We start from the raw sequence: 22,765 nt of genomic DNA, 5'->3' as shown, positions 1-22,765 counted from the left end.
CGATTCGGTGACCCCGCACCGCAACATCGGTTTCGTCGCCGCGGCGGCGACCCTGCTGGCGGCGGCCCCGCTGTCGGCGATCTTCGAGCGCTGGACGTGGCTGGTCCAGGCGGCCATCGTGGTCTCCGTGGTGGCCGGCGCGGCGGCGCTGAGCCGGTTGGGCCGGGCCCCGCTGTGGGGCCAGCTGCTGGCCATGCTGGCCGGCCTGACCCTGGGCCTGACGTGGGTCTTCCCCGGCGGCACCGAGCTGCTCGCGTTCGTGCCGACCCCGGCCACGTTCGCCCACTTCGGCGACCTGCTCCAGACCTCGTTGCAGGACATGCGCGCGTACGGCGTCAAGGTTCCCGACGTCGACTCGCTGCTCTTCCTCGCCGTCCTCGGCATCGGCGCGGTGGCGGTGGTGGTCGACGTGCTGGCGGTCGGGCTGCGCCGGCCGGCGCTGGCCGGGCTGCCGATGCTGGCCATCTACTCGGTGCCGGTGGCGGTCTACGTGGACAGTGTCCCCGCCACCCCGTTCGTGGTGGGCGCCGCGGGCTACCTGTGGTTGCTGGTGACCGACAACGTCGACCGGGTGCGCCGGTTCGGCCGGCGGTTCACCGGCGAGGGACGCGACGTCGACGTCTGGGAGGCGTCGCCGCTGGCCGCCGCCGGCCGTCGGCTGGCCGTGGTCGGGGTGCTGGTGGCGGTGGCGCTGCCGCTGGCCGTGCCCGGGATGACCGGCGGCCTGCTGAACAACGTCGGCGCCGGCCCCGGCGACGGCACCGGGCGGCCCGGCCAGGGCGGCACCAGCGGCCGGATCGACCTGTTCGCCGCGCTGAGCGGCCAGCTCAACCAGAGCGAACGGTTCGACCTGGTCAAGGTCACCACCAACGAGCCGAACCCGTTCTACCTGCGCCTGGGCGTGGTGGACGATCTGCGGCCGAGCGGCTTCCAGGCCCGCGTGCCGACCGGGGACCAGGTCACCCGCAACCTGCCCGACCCGTCCGAACGCGCGCCCCGGGGGGTGGAGCAGCGGACCTACCGGGCCACTGTCGAGGTGACGAAGAACCTGAACATGCCGCTGCTGCCGGTCTACGCCGAGCCGGTCCGGACCGAGGACCTCAACGGCAACTGGCGCTACGACGCCAACCAGCAGGTCGTCTTCTCCAACCGGGAGAACGCGCGCGGCAAGCGCTACTCGTTCGAGTACGTGCGGTCGACGTTCAACCCGGACGCGCTGCGCGCCGCGCCGGCCCCGCCGTCGGAGAGCGCGGTGATGCGGCAGGGCACCACCAGGCCGACGGTCCCGGACGTGGAGCGACTGGTCACCCGTCTCACCGAGGGCCGGAAGACCAATTACGACAAGGTCCGGGCGATCTACGACTACTTCTCGGTGGAGAACGGCTTCACCTACGCGCTCTCCACCCGCAACGGCAGCAGCGGCGCGGACATCACCGACTTCCTCGCCACCAAGGTCGGCTACTGCCAGCAGTACGCCGCGGCGATGGCCTGGCTGGTCCGGGCCGCCGGCGTGCCGGCCCGGGTGGCGGTCGGGTTCACCAACGGCAGCAACTCCGACGACGGCACCTACGTGCTGACCAACCAGAACCTGCACGCCTGGACCGAGGTCTACTTCAGCCGGATCGGCTGGGTGCCGTTCGACGCCACCCCGGCGGCCAGCATCCCCGGTTCGGTCCGGTCCGCCTGGGCTCCGGACATCGACGCGCCGGAGGAGATCACCCCGTCGCCGGGCAGCAGCGCCGCTCCCGGCGCGGCGAACCCGTCGGCCGGCCCGGACGAACCGGATCGTCTCGACAAGGACGCCGACCAGGGCCTGGCCGTCGACGAGAGCGGGCCGACCCGGCAGGACACGGTCTGGCCGTGGTGGCTGGCCGGGGCGCTGGCCCTGCTGGCGCTGCTCGCCCTGCCGGCCCTGCGCCGTTCGGCGCTGCGCCGCCGACGCCGGGTCCGGGCGACCCCGCCGACGGCCACCGCGGTGGCCGTGCCCGGTCAGCGGGGCGAGACCCGCGAGATCGTGATCGGGGTGGACGCCGAGGCGGCCCGCGCCGACGCGCACGCCGCCTGGGACGAGCTGCTGGACACGCTCGTCGACTTCCACGTCCCGGTCGACGGCACCGAGACACCGCGGGCGACCGCCGAGCGGTTGACCCGGGAGGCGCTGGCCGAGGACGCCGGCGCGGCGACCGGGGTCCGGCTGCTGGGCCGGGCCGAGGAGCGGGCCCGTTACGCGCGTGACCCGCTCACCGACGCCGAGCTGCAGCCGGCGCTGGGGACGGTACGCGGGGCGCTGGCCGCGCGGGCGAACCGGCGTACCCGGCTGCTGGCCGCGGTGCTGCCGCCGTCGGTGCTGATGCGTTGGCGCACCGCCCTGGCCGAGCGGTCGGCCCGGCTGGTCACCACCAGCGGGCAGGCGCGGCAGTGGATGGTGCGCTGGAGCCCGCGTCGACTGTTGGCGGGCCGCCCGGCCCGCTGAGCACGCGGGTGAGGCTCAAACAGGTTGGAGATCTTGGTACGAAACGGCCCTTCTGGGGGCCCATTCGTACCAAGATCTCCGGCGTGCGCGGGCGCGGCGGAGACTGCGCGCTCGCCGGCGGGTGTCGGCGAGCGCGGGCCTGGCGCACCCGCCCCGGTCAGGGGCGGCGTGTGGTCAGCGGTGGCCCTCCGGGCGCTGCCGCCAGCGGTCCTCCATCCGGTCGAGGAAGGAGCCCCGGCGACCGCCGCTGCGGCCACGGGGACGACGCCGGCTCGTTGTGGTGCCGCCGACCACGTGCAGGTCGGGCGACTGGGATCGGCGGTGCGACTGCACCGCGTAGCCCAACGAGGCCAGCATGACGACGAAGCCCGCCACGGCCACCGCGGGAATCTTGATCACGGCACCGTAGATCAACAGGGCCAGACCAACGACGACCACGCCGGCAGCGACGAGCACGCGACGCCGCGCGTGGAAACGCGGGTCGCTGGCGCGCACGGCCGAGGCGAACTTGGGATCCTCGGCAAGCGACTGCTCGATCTGCTCGAACAGCCGCTGCTCGTGCTCCGAGAGCGGCACGGCACTCCTCCCCGGTCACGTTGGTCGGCCCGGTCGGGCCGACAGACCGTGGCAGCCAACCGGCTGCTTACCCGCAAGTCTACGAGGGTGCTCGCGCGTCGGAAAGCGGGACGACCTACGGCCGGGTCGGTTTTTCGACTGGGCGCTGATCGCGCCGGCCGAGAAGACTGGCCGGACCTATGACGGACCGCCCGAATCGGGCAGCCGCCGCGTCCGCCGCCGCCTCCGCCTCGCGCCAACCCCGCTCCGGCTCACCCAGAGTGAGCTGCCGCGGCGTCTCCTCCGCCGGGGCGAGCCCTTCCATCCGGACGCCGACCAGGCGGACCGGCTCGCCCGGGGCGAGAACGCCCCAGAGCGCCCAGGCAGTGTCGAACATCTCCCGGGCGGTGTCGGTGGGCACCGCGAGGGTGCGGGCGCGACTCACCGTGCGGAAGTCGGCGAACCGGACCTTCAGCGACACCGTGCGACCCACCTGCCCGGCCGCCCGCAGCCGGGCGCCGGCCTTGTCGGCGAGGGCGAGCAGGGCCCGCCGGATCTCGCCCGGGTCGGTCACGTCGGTCTCGAACGTGGTCTCCGCGCCGATCGACTTCTCCACGTGCTCCGGGGACACGCCGCGTGGGTCCCGCCCCCAGGCCAGCTCGTGCAGGTGCGCGGCGGAGGCCTCGCCCACCGCCCGACGCAACAGACCGGGTGGCGCCTCGGCCAGGTCACGAACGGTGCGCAGGCCGAGCCGGCGCAGCGCCTCCGCCGACCGCTCCCCCACCCCCCACAACGCGGACACCGGCAGCGGGTGCAGGAAGTCGAGCACCCGGTCGGCGGGCACCACGAGCAGGCCGTCCGGCTTGGCCCGGGTCGAGCCGAGCTTGGCCACGAACTTGCTCGACGCCACCCCGACCGAACAGGTCAACCGCTGCTCCTCGGCCACCCGGCGACGGATCAGCGCGGCGATGGCCGCCGGCCGGCCGAACAACCGCCGGGCACCGGCCACGTCGAGGAACGCCTCGTCCAACGAGAGTGGCTCGACCAGCGGGGTGACGTCGCGGAAGATCTGCATGACGGCACGGGACGCCTCCGAGTAGGCGCCGAAGTCGGGCGGCAGGTAGACCGCGCCCGGGCAGAGCGCGCGGGCCCGGGCGGTGGGCATCGCGCTGCGCACCCCGAACCGGCGGGCCTCGTAGCTGGCCGAGCTGACCACCCCGCGCGGGCCGACGCCGCCCACCACCACCGGCCGGCCGCGCAGCTCGGGGCGACGGCGCACCTCGACGGAGGCGAAGAACGCGTCCATGTCGACGTGCAGGATCGAACAGCCGGTGTCGTCGGCGTCCGGCCCGAAGCGCGGGTCACCGCCGCCCCGGGGCAACGACTGGCTGCGGCCCATGACCCGCAGGCTAGCCCGCCGGTCCGACACGCCCGCCGGTCAGCCCCGGACCACCAGCAGCGGCACGGTCATCTCGGCGGCGGTGTCCGCGCCGTGGTACGCCACCAGCCGCGACACCATCGGCGGCTCGGACCGGGTCGCGACCACCGCGTACGTGTCGCGGCAGACCACCACCACGTCGCCGATCCGGGCCAGGTGCGCCTCGGGTACCGGCCCGAACCAGCCGGTCGCCACCGCCTCCGCCCGGGTCAGCACGTCGGCCGCGCCGTCCAGCACCGCCGTCCAGGCGGCCACCACGTCGGCCTCCGCGCCCGGCTCGACGTGCAGGTAGCGGACCCGGGGCTCGCCGGCCAGCACCCGCACGCCGGCCCGCAGCCGGGGATCGGCGTCCAGGTCGATCCGGTGCCCGGCGGGGATGTCGAGCTGGCCGTGGTCGGCGGTGACCAGCAGTGCGGCGTCCGGCGGCAGCCCGTCGAGCAGCCGGGCCAGCAGCGCGTCCACCTCCGCGACGGCCGACCGCCACGGCACGGAGTCGACGCCGCTGAGGTGCCCGTGCCGGTCCAGGTCCGGGTGGTAGCCGGAGACCAGGGTGGGCCCGGTGCCGGCGGCCAGCGCGGCCAGCATCCGCGCGGCGAGCGCGTCGACCCCGGCCGCGCCCCGGTAGTCGCCGCCGCGGTTGGCGGCCACCGTGAGGCCGCTGCCGGCGAACTCGGGGCGGCTGACCACGGTCACCGCCACCCCGGCGGCGCGGGCCCGCTCGTACCAGGTGGGGACCGGCTGCCAGCGGGACGGGTCGGGGTCGCCGGCCCAGTCGACGTGGGTGAGGACCCGGTCGGTGCCGGGCACCCGGACCGTGAAGCCGAGCACGCCGTGCGCGCCGGGCGGAACGCCGGTGCCGAGGCCGACCAGGCTGGTCGGGGTGGTGGAGGGGAAACCCGCGGTGAGCGGGGAGCCGGTGGTGGCGGCCAGCCCGGCCAGCGTCGGCGCGTACGGCGCGGCGGTGGGGATCTGGTGCCACCCGAGCCCGTCGACGAGCAACACGGCGATCCGGCGTACCCCGGCCAGCCGGGGGGTCAGGTCGAGCCTGTCGACCGCGCCGGGGACACCGAGCAGCGACAGCGCGCTGGGCAGCACGTCGACCAGGCTGCCGCCGCCGTAGCGGGGCGCGACCCGCGCCAGCGGCCCCGGGACCGGGCCGGTCATGCCGGGCGGCGGGCGAACAGGTGCAGCTGGGCGGCGAGGTCACGGTACGGCGGCTTCGCCGCCAGGGCGCGCTCCAACTCCAGCAGCGCGGCGGGCTGGCCGTCCGCCACGGCGGCCGGGAGCAGGTCGGCGAGCACGCGTACGCCGTGGATCTCCTCGACGGCGAGCCCGGCGGCGGTGAGCAGCGCGGTCGCGCCCTCGGCGTCGTAGCGGCGGCGCAGGGTGTCCCGGCCGCCCGCCGTGCCGTGCGGGTCGGCGGCGAGCGCGGCCGCGGCGTCCAGCTGGCCGTTGATCGCCCGGCCGAGCACGGCGGCGGCGCGCGCGGCCACCAGCACGCTCGCCGCCCCACCGGGGCGCAGCGCGCCTGCCAGCGCCGTGATCACCGGCTCCGGCGCGTCGACCACCTCCAGGACGGAGTGGCAGAGCACCAGGTCCACGGAGGCCGGCTCGACCAGCCCGGTGAGCGCGTCGGCGTCGCCCTGCGTCGCGCGTACCCGATCGGCGACCCCGGCCTCGGCGGCCCGGCGGGTCAGCGCGGCGAGCGCGTCGGGACTGGCGTCGACCACGGTGACCCGGTGGCCGGCCTCGGCGAGCGGGACGGCGAAGCCGCCGGTCCCGCCGCCGACGTCGAGCACGGAGAGCCGCTCGCCGGCTCGCCGGTCCAGCTCGGCCCGGAGCACCGCCCAGATCACGGCGGTGCGGGGGGTGAGGGTTCGGGTCTGCTCCACCCCACCGAGCCTAGGGGTCAGGAGTCGCCGCCTCCGGCCGGGTCCTCCTCGGCGCGGGACCGCTGGGCGTTGGCCACCGGGCCGTCGGTCACCTGGTGCTCGCGCGGCTCGATCTCGTGGGTGGGCGCCCACCCGGCGCCGAGCCGGGTCCGCCGGGCGTTGGCCACGCCACCGGGGTACGTGCTGTGAAAGGTCATCTGGTTCATCCCCCATACCGGGGTGGGCGACTCTGCCCACCCACGTCCGGGAGTCTCCCGTGTCCGGCTCCCGGAAACCGTAATGTGGATCACTACCATCAACGGAAATCCCGGGACGCCGGCGTGACGGGCGGCTCGATCGCGTCCAGCCGGTCCGCGGTGAGGTTCGTGACGCCCTCGTGCCGCTGCAACCGGCCCCGCACCACAAGTGCTCCGCTGGTGCGGGCGATTCGACGGTAGCGCTGCCAGAGCCCCGGCGAACACGTGACGTTGAGCATGCCGGTCTCGTCCTCCAGGTTGAGGAACGTGACCCCGCCGGCGGTCGCCGGCCGCTGCCGGTGGGTGACGATCCCGCCGACCCGGATCCGCTGCCCGGGCGGCACCTGGCCGAGCCGGGCGATCGGCACCGCGCCCAGCGCGTCGAGCCGGTCCCGGATGAACCGGGCGGGGTGACTCTCCGGGGACAGGCCGGTGGCCCAGACGTCGGCGACCAGCCGGTCCACCGCCGCCATGCCGGGCAGGGTGGGCGGATCCACGCCGGTCACCGTGCCGGGCAGCCGGCCGGGCCGGTCCTGGGCCGCCGCGCCGGCGGCCCAGAGGGCCTGCCGCCGGGTCAGCCCGAAACCGGCGAAGGCGTCCGCGGTGGCCAGCGCCTCCAACTGCGCCGCGGTGAGACCGACGCGGCGGGCCAGGTCCGGCATGTCCCGGTACGGCCCGCGCGCCGCCCGCTCCGCCTCGATCCGCTCGGCCACGCCGTCGCCGAGGGTACGGACGCTGCCCAGCCCGAGCCGGACCGCCGGGCCGCCCAGCCCCCAGGCGTGCGGCGGCTCGCCCGGCACGCTGCCCCACCGGGTCTCCGGACCGGACTCCAGCACCGCCTTGGCACCGCTGGCGTTGATGTCCGGCCGGCGCACCTCCACCCCGTGCCGGCGGGCGTCGTCGGCAAGCGTCTGCGGCGAGTAGAAACCCATCGGCTGGGCGTTGAGCAGCGCGGCCAGGAACGGGCCCGGGTGGTAGCGCTTGAGCCACGAACTGGCGTAGACCAGGTAGGCGAAGCTCATCGCGTGGCTCTCCGGGAAGCCGTAGCTGGCGAACGCGGTGAGCTTGCGGTAGACGTCGTCGGCCAGCTCGCCGGTGATGCCCCGCTCGGCCATCCCGGCGTAGAGCCGGTCGGCGATCTGCGCCATCCGCTCCACCGAACGTTTCGCCCCCATGGCCCGGCGCAGCTGGTCCGCCCCGGCCGCGTCGAACCCGGCCAGGTCGATGGCGAGCTGCATGAGCTGCTCCTGGAACAGCGGCACGCCGAGCGTCTTCTCCAGCGCGTTGCGCATCAGCGGGTGCGCGTACGTCACCGGCTCCTGGCCGTTCTTGCGCCGGATGTAGGGATGCACCGAGCCGCCCTGGATCGGGCCGGGCCGGATCAGCGCCACCTCCACCACCAGGTCGTAGAACTCGCGGGGCTTGAGCCGGGGCAGGGTGGCCATCTGGGCCCGGCTCTCCACCTGGAACACCCCGACCGAGTCGGCCCGGCAGAGCATGTCGTAGACCTCGGGGTCGTCCAGCGTCATCTCGCCCAGGTCGAGGCTGGACCCGATCAGGTCGTAGCCGTAGTGCAGCGCCGACAGCATGCCGAGGCCGAGCAGGTCGAACTTGACCAGGCCGACGGCGGCGCAGTCGTCCTTGTCCCACTGGAGCACGCTGCGGCCGGGCATCCGGCCCCACTCCACCGGGCAGACCTCGATCACCGGCCGGTCGCAGATCACCATGCCGCCGGAGTGGATGCCCAGGTGCCGGGGGAACGTCTGCAGCTCGTTCGCGTACGCGACCACCTGCTCCGGGATGTCCGCCACGTCGACCGCGGCGACCGAACCCCACCTGTCGATCTGCTTGCTCCAGGCGTCCTGCTGGCCGGGCGAGAACCCGAACGCCTTGGCCACGTCCCGCACCGCCGACCGCGGCCGGTAGGAGATGACGTTGGCGACCTGGGCGGTGTGCTCCCGGCCGTAGCGGGCGTAGACGTGCTGGATCACCTCCTCCCGACGGTCGGACTCGATGTCCACGTCGATGTCGGGCGGCCCGTCCCGCTCCGGGGCGAGGAAGCGTTCGAACAGCAGCCGGTGCCGGACCGCGTCCACGTTGGTGATGCGCAGCGCGTAGCAGACCGCCGAGTTGGCCGCCGACCCCCGGCCCTGGCAGTAGATGTCCTGCTCGCGGCAGAACGTGACGATGTCGTAGACCACCAGGAAGTAGCCGGGGAAACCCAGCTCGTCGATCATCCGCAGCTCGTGCTCCAACTGCGCGTACGCCTCCGGGTGCGCCTGCGGCGGACCGTAGCGCTCCCGGGCGCCGTCCATGGTCAGCCGACGCAGCCAGCTCATCTCGGTGTGCCCGACCGGCACCGGGTACGCCGGCAGTTGCGGCGCGACCAGGTGCAGGTCGAACGCGAGTTCCGCGCCGAACTCGGCGGCCCGCGCCACCGCGCCCGGGTACGCGGCGAACCGCGCCGCCATCTCCGCGCCGCTGCGCAGGTGGGCGGTGGCCGCGGCGGGCAGCCAGCCGTCGATCTCGTCGAGGCTGCGCCGGGCCCGGACCGCGGCGACGGTGGTGGCCAGCCGGCGCCGGCCCGGGACGGCGTAGTGCACGTTGTTCGTGGCCACCGTGGGCAGCCCGGCCGCGGCGGCCAGCTCGGCGAGCGCGTCGTTGCGGTCGGCGTCGACCGGATGCCCGTGGTCGGTCAGCTCCACCGCCACCGTCTCCGCGCCGAACAACGCGGTGAGCCGGTCCAGCTCCCGGGCCGCCGCGTCGACCCCCTCGGTGAGCAGCGCGGCGGGCACGTGCCCCTTGCGACAGCCGGTGAGCACCAGCACGTGGTCCTTCAACTCGGCGGCGATCTGCTCCAGCTCGCCGTAGACCGGGCGGCCCTTCTCCCCGCCGCGCAGCTGGGCCCGGGAGACGGTGGCGGCGAGGCGCGCGTACCCCTCGTGGCCGTGGGCGAGCACCAGCAGGTGCCGGCCGAGCGGATCGGGCTCGCCGTTCTGCGGACCGGGCAGCCCGAGGGAGAGTTCCGCTCCGAAGATCGTCGGCAGCCGCAGCGCGCGGGCCGCCTCGGCGAAGCGCACCACGCCGTAGAAGCCGTCGTGGTCGGTGACGGCGAGCGCGGTGAGCCCCAGCCGGGCGGCTTCCTCGGCCATCTCCTCGGGGTGGCTGGCCCCGTCGAGGAAGCTGAAGTTGGAGTGCGCGTGCAACTCCGCGTAGGGCACCGTGCCGTCCGGGCGGTCCAGCGCCGGCGGCCGGTATTCCTGCCGCTTGCGGCTCCAGGCCGGAGAGTCGCCGCCGTCGGCGTCGACCGCGAGCGGGTCCACCACGTGCAGGTGCCGCTCGCCCCTGGCTCCCTCGCCCTCGGCCCGCTCGCGCTTCGCCCGCCCGGAGAGCACCTGCTCCAGCTTCGACCACGGCATCTTCGGGTTGTGGAAGCTCATCCCGCGCTCCCCCACCCGGCGCCCGCCGAGATCTTGGAAGATTTCGGCCCCCGGAGGGGCCATGAGCTTCCACGATCTCCCCTGCCAGCCCGCTCAGTCATAGATGGCCTCCACCAGCCACTGCCCGCCCTCGACCGCGAGCAGCAGGGCCGTGCCGTCGACCAGGCAGACCTGGAACCGGGCCCGGCGGCGCGCCTCGGCCGGCGCCCACCAGCGCTCGTCCACCGGCCACGGACCGGCCCATCCGGAGATCTCGGCCGGTCGGCCGGCGCCCACGGTCAGCCGGGCCGGCGCGGCGCTGACCGCCAGCCGGGCGCTCACCACCACCGGCTCCCCCGCCACGTCGTGCACCTCGGCCGACAACGGGGTGGGCAGCACCACCGCCGGCGACGGCGGCGGGATCCGCCCCGGCCACGGTGGCTCGACCACCACCCGGCCCCGGCCAATCCGGTGACCATCTCGTCTCGCCACCCCACCCGAACCTGCGGACGCAACCGGCACAACCGCCCCTGACCGCACGGCCGGCGGGACGACCGGCAGCGCCGGCGGGCCGGGGCGGGCGGGCGCCCGTTCGTCGCCCCACGGGACCAGGCGCACCTGGTCGGCCGGGGAGCGCCCGCCACCGAGCACGGCGGTGACCACCGCCTCGGGGCCGAGAATGCCCTGGACCCGGCTCAGCGCGCGGTGCGCCCGTTCCCGCTCCGCGCCGGTCTCTCCCCACAGGCCGGGTTGCAGGCCGGCCTGGGCGAGCACGCCGTCCGGCACCAGCCGCAGCCGGACGATGCCGGCGGTCGGGCGGGTCGGGCGGGCGCCACCCCGGCCGTTGCTGCCGGAGAGCCAGCCGTCGAGCTGCCAGCGGACCCGGTCGGCGATGGCCGCGGCGGTGAGCAGGCCGTCGTGCCGCCACACCCGGTGCAGTTCCTGACCGTGCGCGGTGACCGCCTCGATGCCGAGCCGGGTGCAGGCCAGCCCGTACGCGGCGAGCCGCTCGTGCAGGCGCTCGGCCAGCGTCCGGGCGACGAACGCGGCGGCGTCGACCCGGTCGATCGGCTCGTCGTGCTCGGCGGTGACGGTCAGGTCGGCGGGCGGCCGGCGGACCGCGAGCGGACGGTCGTCCCGCCCGGCGGCGAGCCGGTGCGCCAGCGCCCCGTCGGAGCCGAAGCGGGCCAGCACGTCCCCGGCGGACAGCGCGGCGAAGTCGCCGAGGGTGCGGATGCCGAGCCGGCGCAGCAGGTCGGCCAAAGCGGGCCGGCCGAGCGCCTCGACCGGGCGGCCGGCCAGGAACTCCGCGGTGCCGCCGGGCGGCACGATCCGCCCCTCCCGGGCGGCCAGCCCGGCCGCGAAGACACCGTCGGCGATGCCGACCTGACTCTCCACCGCGCAGCTCTGGGCGACGTGCTCGACGATCCGCTCGGCCGCCGCCTCCTCGCCACCGAGGTAGCGGCTCGGCCCCCGGGCGGCGGTCGCGCACGCGCCGGGCCGGATCACCTCGATGCCGGCGACCACCTCCTCGACGGCGGCCACCACCGGCTCGAACGCCCGCGCGTCCCGGCCCGGGTCGTGGTCGACGACGGTGAGCCCGGGGCAGCGGCCCTGCGCCTCCCGCCGGCGCAGCCCACGCCGGATCCCCTCGGCCCGGGCCCGCTCGGAGCAGGCGACCACCCGGTTGGCGTGCAGCACCACGACCGGGTCGGTGGCGGGCACCCCGTCGACGATCTCGGCGGCGAGGACCGGCCAGTCCGGGCACCAGAGCAGCAGGGCCCGCGGCGGCGCGCTCACGGGTTCGCCACGGGGGTCACCACGCGCAGCCGGCGGGTCGGGGCGGCGGGGACGCCGGACCCGGCGGCGCGGGGGATCACCCGGGTCAGCTCGTCGCCGGGCAGCCACACCTTGATCTCCTTGGGCCGAGCGGCGGCGCCCCGCCCGCGGGCCGAGACGGTCACCTCGCGGCGGCGCAGCCGGCCCCGGCCCGGCCCGAGCCCCTGCCAGACGCCGCGGACCACCTGGAGCGTCACGTCCGCGCCGTCCCACCGGCCATACGGCACCAGCACGCTGCCACGCTGCCGGGCCCGGGCGGCCAGCCGGGCGGAGACCGAGGCGGAGACCGAGGCCGGCACGGCGGTGACCACCACGTCGACCCCGTCGATGAGCGCGGCCACCACGGTGGGCCACTCCGGCCCGGGGTCGGGCACCAGGGCGAGCCGGTCCAGGGCGATCCCGGCCTCCGCCGCCGCGCCGGCCCCGAAGGTGGGTACGCCGACCACGGCGCACCACGAGCCGGCCCGGGACGCCTCGGCGAGCAGCGCCAGGATCAGCGAGGTGGCACCGCTGTGCCGGGGTTGGCCGAGGCCGACCGCGACGGTGCTGCCGCGACGCAGCCCTCGGTTGGGCAGCAGCCCGGTCAGCTCGGCCCGGACGGGGAGCACCCGATGGCCGCCGGCCGGGTCGGGTGCGCTCGCCGGGCGCACCAGTTCGGCCAGGGCGGCGGAACCGACCACCATGCGGCCCGCCATCGGACCAACCCCCCGTCGTGTTTCGCCACGGGCCCGGCCCGTGGGTGGTGCTGTGGATCGTGTGATGCGGTGGGAGCGGCGCCCGGCCACCCGGGTCCCGCCGATGGCGGCCGGGCGCCACGACTCAGGCCGCGGCCGCCCCGGGACGCGACGCGGCGGCCGAACCAGAACGCGACGCGGCGGCCGAACCGGAGCGCGACGCGGCGGCCGAACCGGGGCGCGACGGGGCGTCGGACCCACCGAGCCGGAGCGGCCGGTGCAGGCCGTCGAGCGCCGGTTGGTGCGCCAGCCCGAGCGCGGTCTCCACCACGGTCACGAACTGTTCGGCGGCGCGCAGCAGGTCGTCGGCCTCCCGGGCGGTGACCACCCGGGGGATGCCGGCCTCGGCGGCGGCCCGCTTGCTGGCGCCGGCGGCGAAGAGGGCGGCCCACTCGTCCAGCTCGGGCGCGACGGTGGCGAGCAGCACCCAGACGCTGGTGATCCGGTTGCGCCGGGTGGGGGCGGGACGGGCCCGGGCGGCGAGCACGGCGGCGGCGGCGCGCAGCGCCGCGAGGTGGGCGGCGGCGTAGCGAAGGCCGTCGGGGCGGGTGCGGGCGGCCTCGACCAACCCGTCGCGGGCCACCACGAGCAACTGGGCGGGGGTGCGGTGCGGCAGCACGTGCGCGGGCACCGTGGGCGCCTGGGCCGGACTGGTCGGCATGGGTCTCTCCTCCGCGTGGGGCCGGGGCGGGCGCTCGCGCGACGGGGAACCGTCGCCCGGTCACCCGGAGCGGTCGGTGCGGAGGAAGACGCACCAGTGTTGGCGGCCGGCCGGGTGTGGACGCTTCCCCACACCCACACCCGGCCGGCGTGCCGGCGGGTCCGTCGCCCGCCGCCCGGGGGTCGTGGGCGGCGGGCGACGACCTGCCTGTCGGGCTCGGACTCGCGACTGTCCGAAGCCCCGGTGCGGCCCGCGGAGCCGCACCTTCCGGAAGCCGGTGCCGCGAAACACCGCTTCCGGAGCTTGGCGAACGGTGTATGCCCCGATCGCGTCGGCGGGGAACCGATCGCGGTCGAATCGAACACTCGTTCTAACTACCCTGACAGTACACCTCCCCACCGACGAAAACGCAATGTGTGACGCGCCGGGGACACGCCGGCGCGCGGTACGGATTCCCAGCCGGGGCACAGCCCCGACAAAGGAGAACCGGAACTCACCGGCGGACGGTTTACCCCATGAACGTCTGCCGTACCGAGAAGACCGCCCGGTGACCGCCACCGTGGCCGGCCGGCGGGCCGTACGCCCGACGCCGCCGGCCGCCCCGACCTGGTGGGCCGACGTCGCCGGCACCCTCGCGGCGCTCAGCCTGCTGGTCGTCACCGCCCTGTGGACCGCCGACCGCGGGGTGCAGGAGCTGCTGGCCGGCACCGCCACCGGGCTCACCTCGCTCGGCCGGCTCACCGGCCTGCTCAGCGCCGACCTGATGCTGATCCAGGTGGTGCTGATGGCCCGGGTGCCGCTGCTCGAACGCCGCTTCGGCCAGGACCGGATCGCCCGCTGGCACCGGCTCGCCGGCTTCACCTCGTTCCACCTGCTGCTGGCGCACGTGCTGCTGACCGTCCTCGGATACGCCGGCACCGCCCGCCAGGGGGTGCTCGCCGAGGCCTGGGACCTGGTCGTCACGTACCCCGGGATGCTGCTGGCCACCGCGGCGCTGGCGCTGCTGATGCTGGTGGTGGCGACCTCGGTCCGCGCGGCCCGGCGGCGGCTGCGCTACGAGTCCTGGCACCTGCTGCACCTCTACGCCTACCTGGGCGTCGCGCTGGCGCTGCCGCACCAGCTCTGGACCGGCGCCGACTTCCTCGCCTCGCCGCTGGCCCGCGCCTACTGGTGGACGGTCTACCTGCTGGCCCTGGCCAGCGTGCTCGTCTGGCGGCTCGGCCTGCCGGCCTGGCGCTCGCTGCGGCACCGGATCGAGGTGGCCGCGGTGGTGCCCGAGGCGCCCGGGATCACCTCGGTCTGGCTGCGCGGGCGGGACCTGCACCGGCTGCCGGTACGGGCCGGGCAGTTCCTGCTCTGGCGGTTCCTGGACGGCCCCGGCTGGTCGCGCGCCCACCCGTACTCGCTGTCCGCGCCGCCGCACGGGGACCTGATGCGGATCACCGTCAAGGACCTGGGCGACGGCAGCGCCCGGGTGGCCGCCCTGCGCCCCGGCACCCGGGTGCTTATCGAAGGGCCGTACGGGCGGCTCACCGGGCAGCACTGGCGCGGCGGTGGGATCACGATGCTGGCCTGCGGCGTCGGTCTCACCCCGCTGCTGGCGCTGCTCTGGGAGCTGCCGTACGCGCCCGGCCAGGCGGTGCTCGCCTACCGCGCGCGTACCGGCGAGGACCTGGCCTTCTCCGCCGAGCTGGACCGGCTCGTCGCGGACCGCGGGCTGGTGGTGCACCACCTGGTCGGCCCCCGGGCGGCGCAGCCGTCCTGGCTGCCCGCGTACGCCGAGGGGCTCGCCGACGCCGAGGCGCTGCGCCGGCTCTCCCCCGGCGTGGCCGGGCACGACGTCTTCCTCTGCGGACCGGACGGCTGGGTCGACGCCGTGCGCGCCGCGACCCGCGCGGCCGGGGTGCCCGACGCGCACGTCCATCACGAACTGTTCGCCTGGTGACGGGCGCGAAGGGAGGATCCGTGCGACGGATCACCATCTGGCTGCTGTCCACCGTGGCCGCGCTGGTGCTGCTGTTCAGCTACCGGACCAGCACCATGGGCGCGGGCGGGGAGACCGGCGCGGTCGCCACCGGGAACGACCCGGGCGCCGGCTCGTGGAGCGGCGCCGACGGCGGCTCGGGACCGTCGGGCGGCGACACCGGCGACGGCGCCTCGACCGGCGGCGGCACGACCGGCGGCGGCACGACCGGCGGCGGCACGACCGGCGGCGGCAGCGGCACGACGGGCGGCAGCGGCACGGCGACCGGGTCGGTGGCGCAGACCCGGTGGGGGCCGGTGCAGGTGCGGATCACCGTCTCCGCCGGGAAGATCACCGATGCCACAGCCGTGCAGGTGCCCGACGGCAACCGGCGGGACCAGGAGATCAACGACTACGCGGTGCCGATCCTGCGGCAGGAGGCGCTGGCCGCGCAGGGCGCCGAGATCGACAGCGTCTCCGGGGCCACCGTCACCAGCGACGGCTACCGGGAGTCGCTCCAGTCCGCCATCGACGCGGCGCACCTCAAATGAGCGGGCCGGACCGCCGCGCCTGGGTGGCGCAGGTGATGGGGCTGCCGGTCAGCGTGCACCTGCGGGGCCCGCGGGTGCGTACCCCGGGGGTCGAGGAGCGGGTGGCACGGGTCCTCGCCGAGCTGCGCGCCGCCGACGCGGTGTTCAGCACCTGGCGGCCGGAGAGCGTGCTGGGTCGGCTGCGGGGCGCGCCGCCCGGCCCGACCGCCACCGCCGACCCGCTGGTGCGGGAGGTGGTCGGGCTGTGCGAGACGGCCCGCGCGCGGACCGACGGGTGGTTCGACGCCCGCCGCCTGCCGCTGCCGCTGGGCGGCACCGGCTTCGACCCGTCCGGCCTGGTCAAGGGCTGGGCGGTGGAACGGGCCGCCCGGCACCTGACCGACCTGGCCGACCACGACCTGTGCCTCAACGCGGGCGGGGACGTGCTGCTGCGGACCGCACCGGGCCGGCCGCCCTGGCGGATCGGCATCGAGGACCCGGACCGGCCCGAGCGGATGCTCGACGTGGTCGAGCGGGCCGGCGGCGCGGTCGCCACCTCCGGCACCGCGCGACGCGGCGCGCACATCACCGACCCGTACGCCGGGCGGGCGGCCGAGGCCCTCCGGTCGGTCACCGTGGTCGGCCCGGACCTGCTCTGGGCCGACGTGTACGCGACCGCGGCGGTCGCCCGCGGCACCGGCGCACCGGAGTGGCTGGCCACCCTGGACGGGTACGCGGCCCTGCTGGTGGACACCACCGGTCGGGTCCGGGCCACTCCGGGCTGGCCCGGGTGACCGTATCGTCTGCCTGACGGCGGACGCGGGGTCGACGTCGAGGCGGGAGGCGAACCGTGCGGGCCGGTGAGGTCGACAAGAAGCGGCTGTTCGAGCTGCTCTGGGGCGCGCCGGTCGGGCCCCGGCGCGGGCCCCGTCCCACGCTCTCCCCGGCCGCCGTGGCCCGCGCCGGCATCGCCGTCGCCGACGCCGACGGGCTCGACGGGTTGACCATGCAGCGGGTCGCCGAGTCGTTGGGCGTCACCAAGATGGCGCTCTACCGCTACGTGCCGGGCCGGGCCGAACTGGTAGCCCTGATGCTGGACGCGGCACTGGGCGAGCCGCCCCCGTCGCCGGCCGCTGGTCAAGGCGCAGCCGACGTCCCGGCACCGGCCGACGCGGGCTGGCGGGCGCAGCTCGACGAGTGGACCCGGCGGCTGGTCGAGCGGTTCCGCCGGCATCCCTGGGCGCAGGGGGCGGCCGTGGGGGCCCGGCTGCCCGGGCCGAACGAGCTGTCCTGGGTGGAACGCGTCGTCGCCGCGCTGGCCGGTACCGGGCTCACCGCCCACGAGCGGCTCGACGTGGCGACGCTGCTGGTCGGACACGCCCGCAACCTGGCCGGCCTGTCACCCGACTCGGGCCGGGAGGCCGCGTTCGCCGCGCTGGTGAGCGGCCGCGAGACCCGCTTCCCCGCCCTCGCCGCCGCCCTGGCCGATCCCCCCACCCCCCACTCCCCCGCCCTAACCTCCGCCCCCCGCTCCCCCACCCCCCGCTCCCCGGACCCCACCCTGGACTTCGGCCTGGCCCGCATCCTCGACGGCATCGAGGCGTTCCTCACCTCTCGCCCACCTCGTTGATCATGAACTTGTTGTCGCGACACGCCGGGTCGAGTGACAACAACTTCATGATCGCCGCACCCCGGAAGGGGTCCACGCCCCGGAAGGGGTGGGTGGGGTGGTGGGGGAGAATGTTGGGCATGCAGTCACATCCGAACGTACGGGCGGTGCAGTCGGCGCTCGACGAGGCGGGGGCGCGGGACTTCTCCGGCCACGCCAGCGCCGTCCGTCTGCTTCCGGAGGCGGTGCACACCGCCGCCGCGGCGGCCGGCGCGCTCGGCGTCGACGTCGGCGCCATCGCCAACTCGCTGGTCTTCGACGCCGACGACGCGCCGCTGCTGGTCCTCACCTCCGGCGCGCACCGGGTGGACACCGCCGGGCTGGCCGCCACGCTGGGCGTGGCCCACCTGCGCCGGGCCAGCCCGGACTTCGTCAGGCGGCACACCGGTCAGGTGATCGGCGGGGTCGCCCCGCTCGGCCACCCCGGGCCGCTGCGCACCCTGGTCGACACCGCCCTGAAGAAGTACGACGAGGTGTGGGCGGCCGGCGGCGTGCCGCAGGCGGTGTTCCCGACCACCTACGCGGAGCTGCTCCGGCTCACCGGCGGCGACCCGGCCGAGGTGGCGTGAACCCCGACCTCGTCACGCTGCACGTGTGGCGCGTACCCCGCCGGGCCGTGCCCGGCGCGCTGGCCCGGATGGCGGCCCACCCGGCGCGGCTGCGCCGGCTACCCGGCGTCCGCTTCGCCAAGCTGCTCGGCACCGGGACCGGCACCGGCTTCGGCCCCGGCGACGCCGACCTGACCCGGTGGGCCGCGCTGGTGGTCTGGGACTCCCCCGCCGACGCGGCCGGCTTCGACGCCTCCCCGGTCGCCCGCTCCTGGGCCCGGATCGCCGACGCCGCCGCCCGGCTGGAGCTGCGGCCGCTGACCAGCCGGGGCGAGTGGTCCGGCCGGGAGCCGTTCGGCACACCGGCCGGTGGACGGGTCACCGGTCCGGTGCTGGCGCTGACCCGGGCCCGGCTGCGGGCCCGTCGGGCGGCCACGTTCTGGCGGGCGATCCCGCCGGTCGCCGCCGAGCTGCACGCCGCCCCCGGGCTGCTCGCCCGGTTCGGCGTCGGCGAGGCGCCGCTGGGCTGGCAGGGCACGGTGAGCGTGTGGCGCGACCCGACGGACCTCGTCGCCTTCGCGTACCGTTCCCCCGAGCACCGCGCCGCGATCACCCGCACCCCCACCGAGGGCTGGTATGCGGAGGAACTGTTCGCGCGGTTCGCGGTGGGCGACGTGGTCGGCGACCGTACGGTGCTCGGCTGGGTCGCTGCCGACGGCGACCCCGACTCGGCGAGAGGGAACGCATGAGGCTGGTGCGCTGGACGCCGGACGACCTGGTCCGCCGGCTGGACGACGTGGTCGCCGTCTACGGCGAGGCGATGGGCTACCGCGCCGACCTGTTGGAGGCCCGGCGTGGCTACATCGCCACCCACGTCCGGCGCCCCGGGTTCCGCGCCGTCGCCAGCCTCACCACCGAGGGGCACCTGGCCGGCTTCGGGTACGGCTATCTGGGCGCCACCGGGCAGTGGTGGCACGACCAGGTGCACCGGGCGCTGGACGCGGAGACCCGGCAGCGCTGGCTGGCCCGCCCGTTCGAGGTGGTCGAGCTGCACGTGCGCCCGCCCGCGCAGGGGCACGGCGTGGGCGCCCGCCAGCTGCGCGCGCTGCTCAGCGTGGCCGAGGGCGACACCACCCTGCTCTCCACCCCGGAGGCGGACGAGCGGACGTCGCGGGCCTGGCGGCTCTACCGCCGGTTCGGCTTCGTCGACGTGCTGCGGCATTTCCACTTCCCCGGTGACGAGCGGCCGTTCGGCGTGCTCGGCCGGGACCTGCCGCTGCCCGCCGCCGGCCCGGCGGAAGCCCCGTGAGCTCGGGGGGTGAACCGGGCCCGCGAGCCCCGCGCTCGCGGTCCGGCGCGTTCCGGCTCCCCTGGGCGCTGTTGGCCGTGCTGGTCCTCGCCCAGATCTGCTATCCGCTGACCGGCGGTGCGACCCGGGCCGGGCTGACCGTGGCCACGGTGGTGCTCGGCTGGCTGCTCTCCGTCGCCCACGCGCTGCTCACCCGGGGTGCCCGGGTCGCGGCCGCGCTGGTCGCGGTGGTGACCGGCGGCGGGTTCGCGGTCGAGGCGATGGGCGTGGCCACCGGGTTCCCGTTCGGCAGCTACGACTACTCCGGCGAGCTGGGCCCGAAGCTGGCCGGCGTGCCGCTGATCATCCCGCTGGCCTGGACCTGGATGGCCTGGCCGGCGTGGCTCACCGCGGTCCGGCTCACCGCCTCCCGGGCCGGCCGGGTCGCGCTGGCGGCGGTGGGGCTGGCGGCGTGGGATCTGTTCCTCGATCCGCAGATGGTGGCCGAGGGCTACTGGACCTGGCGGAACGCCACCCCGGCGCTGCCCGGGCTGCCCGGCATCCCGGTCAGCAACTACCTCGGCTGGCTGGGCTTCGCCGTGCTGCTCGCCGTCGTGCTGCGCCCGCTCGCCGGGCCGTCCGTCGACCGGGTCGACCGCCGCGACGGCCCGATGTTCGCGCTCTACCTCTGGACGTACGCCTCCAGCGTGCTGGCGCACGCGGTCTTCCTCCGGCTGCCGGCGTCCGCGGTGTGGGGCGCCGCCGGCATGGCGGTGGCCGCGGTGCCGCTGGCGGTGGTGCTGTGGCGGGGCCGCCGGGCGCGGACCGTCGCCGCCGAACCCGCGCCCCGGGTCGACGCGCCAGCATGACCGCCGCGCTCGCGCTGGTGGTGGCGGTCGCCGCGCTCACCGGGCACACGCTCGTCAACGCCCTCGCCTGGCTGCGCCGCCCCACCGACGGGCCGGCCGAGGTCGGCGAGAGCGTGGCGGTGCTGCTGCCGCTGCGCGACGAGGCCGACCGGGTCACCCCGTGCCTGCGCGCGCTGCTCGCCCAACGTGGCGTGCCCGGGCTACGGATCGTGGTGCTCGACGACGGGTCCACCGACGGCACCGCCGAGGTGGTGCGCGCGGTGGCCGGCGCCGACCCGCGGGTCACGCTGCTCACCGGCGTCGCCCCGCCGCCCGGCTGGCTGGGCAAGCCGCACGCCTGCTGGCAGCTCGCCACCCGCACCGATCCGGAGCCGACCGTGCTGGCCTTCGTCGACGCCGACGTGGTCCTCACCCCGTACGCCGTCGCGGCGGCGGTGACCGAGCTGCGCGCGGCGGGCGCGACGCTGCTGTCGCCGTACCCCCGGATCGTGGTGCGGACGGCGGCCGACCGGCTGGTGCAGCCGCTGTTGCAGTGGTTGTGGCTGACGTTCCTGCCGTTGCGCGCGATGGAACGCTCGCGGCGGCCCTCGCTGGCCGCGGCCGGCGGGCAGTTCCTGGTCGTGGACCGGGCCGGCTACCTGCGGGCCGGCGGGCACGCGGCGGTGGCCGACCGGGTGCTGGAGGACATCGAGCTGGCCCGGGCGGTGAAGCGGGCCGGCGGCCGGATCGCCCTGGCCGACGGTTCCCGGCTGGCGTCCTGCCGGATGTACGACGACTGGCCGCAACTGCGCGACGGCTACACCAAGTCGCTGTGGGCCTCGTTCGGCCACCCGGTCGGCGCGGCGGTCGTGCTGGCGCTGCTGTTCGCGCTCTACGTGGCGCCGCCGCTGCTGGCCCTCGGCGCGCTGCTGGCCGGCGCGCCGGCGGTGGCCGGGACGGCGGCGCTCGCCTACCTGGCCGGCGTGGCCGGGCGCGTGGTCAGCGCCCGGGCCACCGGCGGGCGGGCCTGGCCCGACGCGCTGGCGCACCCCGTGTCGGTCGTGGTCCTCGGTTGGTTGACCGTCCGGTCGTACCATCTGCGGAAGCGACGCCGGCTCACCTGGCGGGGTCGCCCGGTCACCTAGGAGGAGCACCCCATGGCGCGCATCGTGGTCATCGGCGCCGGCGTGGGCGGGCTCGCCGCCGCCGCCCGGCTCGCGGTCACCGGGCACGAGGTCACCGTCCTGGAACGGGCCGGCACGGTCGGCGGCAAGCTGGGCCGGTGGGCGCACCACACCCCGGAGGGGTCATGGCGCTTCGACACCGGGCCGAGCCTGGTCACCCTCCCGCAGGTCTTCCACGACCTGTTCGAGGCCACCGGGGCGAAGCTCGACGAATACCTCGACCTGGTCCCGCTGGACCCGATCGTGCGGCACGTCTTCCCCGGCGGCGGCCCCGCGCTGGACTCCTGCGCCGATCCGGACGAGTTCACCGCCCGGATCGGCGCCGCGTTCGGCGACCGTTCCGCCGCCGACTGGCAGCGGCTGTGGCGGCGCGCCGCCCGGGTGTGGGAGGCGTCGCACCGGGACATCCTGCGCCGCACCGTGGACTCGCCACGCGACCTGGCCGCGCTGGCCTGGCGGCTGGGCGACCTCGCCGCCATCGGCCCCGGCCGCACGCTGCGCGGGCTGGGCCGGCGGCACCTGTCCGACCCGCGGCTGCGGATGCTGCTCGACCGGTACGCCACCTACACCGGCGCCGACCCGCGCCGCGCGCCGGCCGCGCTGGTCGCCGTCCCCTACGCCGAACTGGCGTACGGCGGCTGGTACCTGCGCGGCGGGCTGGGCACGCTGGCCGACGCGTTGCTGTCGCGCTGCCTGGACCTCGGCGTGGTGGTGCGCACCGGCGCGGCGGTCACCCGGATCGACGCGGCCGGCGGCCGGGTGCACGGGGTCCGGGTCGCCGGCTCGGCCGCGCCGGTCCCGGCCGACGTGGTGGTGGCCAACACCGACGCGCTCACCGTCTACCGGGACCTGCTGCCGCACCCGCGTCGGCTGGCCGCGCTGACCGACCGCAGCCTGGCCGGTTTCGTGCTGCTGCTCGGCGTGCGGGGCGACTCCGGGCTGGCCCACCACAGCGTCTTCTTCCCGCGCGACTACGACGCCGAGTTCGACGCCGTCTTCGGCGACCCCGGTCGCGGCGTACGGGCCCGGCCGGCGCCCGACCCGACCGTGTTCGTGACCGCGGCCGACGACCCGGCGGTCCGGCCGGACGGCCACGAGGCGTGGTTCGTGCTGGTCAACGCGCCCCGGCACGGCACCGCCGCGGACGCGGTGGACTGGCGGCGGCCGGGGCTTGCCGAGGCGTACGCGGACCGGATCCTCGACGTGCTGGCCGAGCGCGGGGTGGACGTGCGGGACCGGCTGGTGTTCCGGGAGGTCCGCACGCCGGCCGACCTGGACGCGGCCACCGGCGCGCCGGGCGGGGCGATCTACGGCACCGCCGGCGGCCTGCTGCGCCCGCCGAACCGGGGCCCGGTCGCCGGGCTGTGGCTGGTCGGCGGATCCACCCACCCCGGCGGCGGCCTCCCCATGGTGACCCTGTCCGCGGAGATAGTCGCCGACGCCATCGGCCCGGCCTGGTAAGGCGGGGCCCCTTCTTAACGCCTCCGG

Annotated in this window: 20 protein-coding genes and 1 pseudogene; 11 read left to right on the top strand and 10 right to left on the bottom strand. The window is 76.4% G+C overall.

Going from position 1 to position 22,765, the window contains the following annotated elements; translation table 11 throughout:
- The first annotated feature begins 7 nt into the window (after nucleotides 1-7).
- Nucleotides 8-2,473 carry a transglutaminase TgpA family protein gene (locus O7598_RS08040; protein ID WP_269690711.1) on the top strand — a complete coding sequence of 822 codons (2,466 nt, stop codon included), beginning with the start codon at nucleotides 8-10 and terminating at the stop codon, nucleotides 2,471-2,473.
- A 174-nt stretch (nucleotides 2,474-2,647) separates the two neighbouring features.
- Here O7598_RS08040 and O7598_RS08035 read toward each other — a convergent pair whose 3' ends face one another.
- From O7598_RS08035 to O7598_RS07995, 9 genes and pseudogenes are all read right to left on the bottom strand, one after another.
- A complete protein-coding gene (locus O7598_RS08035; RefSeq protein ID WP_091059550.1) occupies nucleotides 2,648-3,049 on the bottom strand; it encodes a DUF3040 domain-containing protein in 402 nt (133 codons plus the stop codon).
- A gap of 115 nt (nucleotides 3,050-3,164) precedes the next feature.
- Nucleotides 3,165-4,427, bottom strand: a complete 1,263-nt coding sequence (locus tag O7598_RS08030) for a DNA polymerase IV (RefSeq protein WP_269690710.1) — start codon at nucleotides 4,425-4,427, stop codon at nucleotides 3,165-3,167.
- A gap of 39 nt (nucleotides 4,428-4,466) precedes the next feature.
- Nucleotides 4,467-5,630: an alkaline phosphatase family protein gene (locus tag O7598_RS08025; protein WP_269690709.1), complete on the bottom strand. Its 1,164-nt coding sequence runs from the start codon at nucleotides 5,628-5,630 to the stop codon at nucleotides 4,467-4,469.
- Nucleotides 5,627-6,358 (bottom strand): methyltransferase domain-containing protein, encoded by a 732-nt coding sequence (locus tag O7598_RS08020; protein ID WP_269690708.1) that lies wholly within the window; start codon nucleotides 6,356-6,358, stop codon nucleotides 5,627-5,629. Before O7598_RS08020 ends, O7598_RS08025 begins: the two co-directional genes overlap by 4 nt.
- Before the next feature lie 17 nt (nucleotides 6,359-6,375).
- Complete coding sequence (locus O7598_RS08015; protein WP_269690707.1) at nucleotides 6,376-6,555, bottom strand: hypothetical protein; 180 nt, start codon at nucleotides 6,553-6,555, stop codon at nucleotides 6,376-6,378.
- Nucleotides 6,556-6,653: 98 nt separating this feature from the next.
- Nucleotides 6,654-10,034, bottom strand: a complete 3,381-nt coding sequence (locus tag O7598_RS08010; RefSeq protein ID WP_269690706.1) for an error-prone DNA polymerase — start codon at nucleotides 10,032-10,034, stop codon at nucleotides 6,654-6,656.
- A gap of 93 nt (nucleotides 10,035-10,127) precedes the next feature.
- Nucleotides 10,128-11,813, bottom strand: coding sequence for a DNA polymerase Y family protein (locus tag O7598_RS08005; protein ID WP_269690705.1), 1,686 nt, complete (start codon nucleotides 11,811-11,813; stop codon nucleotides 10,128-10,130).
- Complete coding sequence (locus O7598_RS08000) at nucleotides 11,810-12,547, bottom strand: hypothetical protein (protein ID WP_269690704.1); 738 nt, start codon at nucleotides 12,545-12,547, stop codon at nucleotides 11,810-11,812. The genes O7598_RS08005 and O7598_RS08000 overlap by 4 nt, the downstream gene beginning before the upstream one ends.
- A 268-nt stretch (nucleotides 12,548-12,815) precedes the next feature.
- Nucleotides 12,816-13,247: pseudogene (locus tag O7598_RS07995) on the bottom strand (SAV_6107 family HEPN domain-containing protein); the annotation flags it as partial.
- A 547-nt stretch (nucleotides 13,248-13,794) separates the two neighbouring features.
- Between O7598_RS07995 and O7598_RS07990 the strand changes: the two are divergent.
- From O7598_RS07990 to O7598_RS07975, 4 genes are read left to right on the top strand one after another with little or no spacing between them, the layout of a single operon-like run.
- Complete coding sequence (locus tag O7598_RS07990) at nucleotides 13,795-15,192, top strand: ferredoxin reductase family protein (RefSeq protein ID WP_269690703.1); 1,398 nt, start codon at nucleotides 13,795-13,797, stop codon at nucleotides 15,190-15,192.
- Nucleotides 15,193-15,212: 20 nt separating this feature from the next.
- A complete protein-coding gene (locus O7598_RS07985; RefSeq protein WP_269690702.1) occupies nucleotides 15,213-15,761 on the top strand; it encodes an FMN-binding protein in 549 nt (182 codons plus the stop codon).
- Nucleotides 15,758-16,534, top strand: a complete 777-nt coding sequence (locus tag O7598_RS07980; RefSeq protein ID WP_269690701.1) for an FAD:protein FMN transferase — start codon at nucleotides 15,758-15,760, stop codon at nucleotides 16,532-16,534. The genes O7598_RS07985 and O7598_RS07980 overlap by 4 nt, the downstream gene beginning before the upstream one ends.
- Nucleotides 16,535-16,590: 56 nt before the next feature.
- Nucleotides 16,591-17,370 (top strand): TetR/AcrR family transcriptional regulator, encoded by a 780-nt coding sequence (locus O7598_RS07975; RefSeq protein ID WP_269690700.1) that lies wholly within the window; start codon nucleotides 16,591-16,593, stop codon nucleotides 17,368-17,370.
- Here O7598_RS07975 and O7598_RS07970 read toward each other — a convergent pair.
- The gene (locus tag O7598_RS07970; protein WP_269690699.1) at nucleotides 17,348-17,491 is read right to left on the bottom strand and encodes a hypothetical protein; all 144 of its coding nucleotides are present in this window, start codon (nucleotides 17,489-17,491) and stop codon (nucleotides 17,348-17,350) included. The genes O7598_RS07975 and O7598_RS07970 overlap by 23 nt on opposite strands.
- Between O7598_RS07970 and O7598_RS07965 the strand changes: the two genes are divergently transcribed.
- From O7598_RS07965 to O7598_RS07940, 6 genes are all read left to right on the top strand, one after another.
- The gene (locus tag O7598_RS07965) at nucleotides 17,490-17,978 is read left to right on the top strand and encodes a YbaK/EbsC family protein (RefSeq protein ID WP_269690698.1); all 489 of its coding nucleotides are present in this window, start codon (nucleotides 17,490-17,492) and stop codon (nucleotides 17,976-17,978) included. The genes O7598_RS07970 and O7598_RS07965 overlap by 2 nt on opposite strands.
- Nucleotides 17,975-18,706 (top strand): monooxygenase, encoded by a 732-nt coding sequence (locus O7598_RS07960; protein WP_269690697.1) that lies wholly within the window; start codon nucleotides 17,975-17,977, stop codon nucleotides 18,704-18,706. Before O7598_RS07965 ends, O7598_RS07960 begins: the two co-directional genes overlap by 4 nt.
- Nucleotides 18,703-19,266 (top strand): GNAT family N-acetyltransferase, encoded by a 564-nt coding sequence (locus tag O7598_RS07955; RefSeq protein ID WP_091059508.1) that lies wholly within the window; start codon nucleotides 18,703-18,705, stop codon nucleotides 19,264-19,266. The genes O7598_RS07960 and O7598_RS07955 overlap by 4 nt, the downstream gene beginning before the upstream one ends.
- A gap of 68 nt (nucleotides 19,267-19,334) precedes the next feature.
- Complete coding sequence (locus O7598_RS07950) at nucleotides 19,335-20,114, top strand: carotenoid biosynthesis protein (protein WP_269694792.1); 780 nt, start codon at nucleotides 19,335-19,337, stop codon at nucleotides 20,112-20,114.
- Nucleotides 20,111-21,238, top strand: coding sequence for a glycosyltransferase (locus tag O7598_RS07945; RefSeq protein WP_269690696.1), 1,128 nt, complete (start codon nucleotides 20,111-20,113; stop codon nucleotides 21,236-21,238). Before O7598_RS07950 ends, O7598_RS07945 begins: the two co-directional genes overlap by 4 nt.
- Before the next feature lie 12 nt (nucleotides 21,239-21,250).
- Nucleotides 21,251-22,738: a phytoene desaturase family protein gene (locus O7598_RS07940; RefSeq protein WP_269690695.1), complete on the top strand. Its 1,488-nt coding sequence runs from the start codon at nucleotides 21,251-21,253 to the stop codon at nucleotides 22,736-22,738.
- Nucleotides 22,739-22,765: the final 27 nt, after the last annotated feature.

This window comes from Micromonospora sp. WMMC241 (assembly GCF_027460165.1).
In the GTDB taxonomy this organism is placed as follows: Bacteria; Actinomycetota; Actinomycetes; order Mycobacteriales; family Micromonosporaceae; genus Micromonospora; species Micromonospora humi.
This window is presented reverse-complemented; position numbering and strand designations above follow the sequence as displayed.

Bases quoted from the DNA above. Each gene is read 5' to 3' on its own strand.
- O7598_RS08030 (WP_269690710.1), bottom strand. From the start codon at position 4,427: ATGGGCCGCAGCCAGTCGTTGCCCCGGGGCGGCGGTGACCCGCGCTTC.
- O7598_RS08025 (WP_269690709.1), bottom strand. From the start codon at position 5,630: ATGACCGGCCCGGTCCCGGGGCCGCTGGCGCGGGTCGCGCCCCGCTAC.
- O7598_RS08015 (WP_269690707.1), bottom strand. From the start codon at position 6,555: ATGACCTTTCACAGCACGTACCCCGGTGGCGTGGCCAACGCCCGGCGG.
- O7598_RS08010 (WP_269690706.1), bottom strand. From the start codon at position 10,034: ATGAGCTTCCACAACCCGAAGATGCCGTGGTCGAAGCTGGAGCAGGTG.
- O7598_RS08000 (WP_269690704.1), bottom strand. From the start codon at position 12,547: ATGGCGGGCCGCATGGTGGTCGGTTCCGCCGCCCTGGCCGAACTGGTG.
- O7598_RS07980 (WP_269690701.1), top strand. From the start codon at position 15,758: ATGAGCGGGCCGGACCGCCGCGCCTGGGTGGCGCAGGTGATGGGGCTG.
- O7598_RS07965 (WP_269690698.1), top strand. From the start codon at position 17,490: ATGCAGTCACATCCGAACGTACGGGCGGTGCAGTCGGCGCTCGACGAG.
- O7598_RS07970 (WP_269690699.1), bottom strand. From the start codon at position 17,491: ATGCCCAACATTCTCCCCCACCACCCCACCCACCCCTTCCGGGGCGTG.
- O7598_RS07955 (WP_091059508.1), top strand. From the start codon at position 18,703: ATGAGGCTGGTGCGCTGGACGCCGGACGACCTGGTCCGCCGGCTGGAC.
- O7598_RS07945 (WP_269690696.1), top strand. From the start codon at position 20,111: ATGACCGCCGCGCTCGCGCTGGTGGTGGCGGTCGCCGCGCTCACCGGG.
- O7598_RS07940 (WP_269690695.1), top strand. From the start codon at position 21,251: ATGGCGCGCATCGTGGTCATCGGCGCCGGCGTGGGCGGGCTCGCCGCC.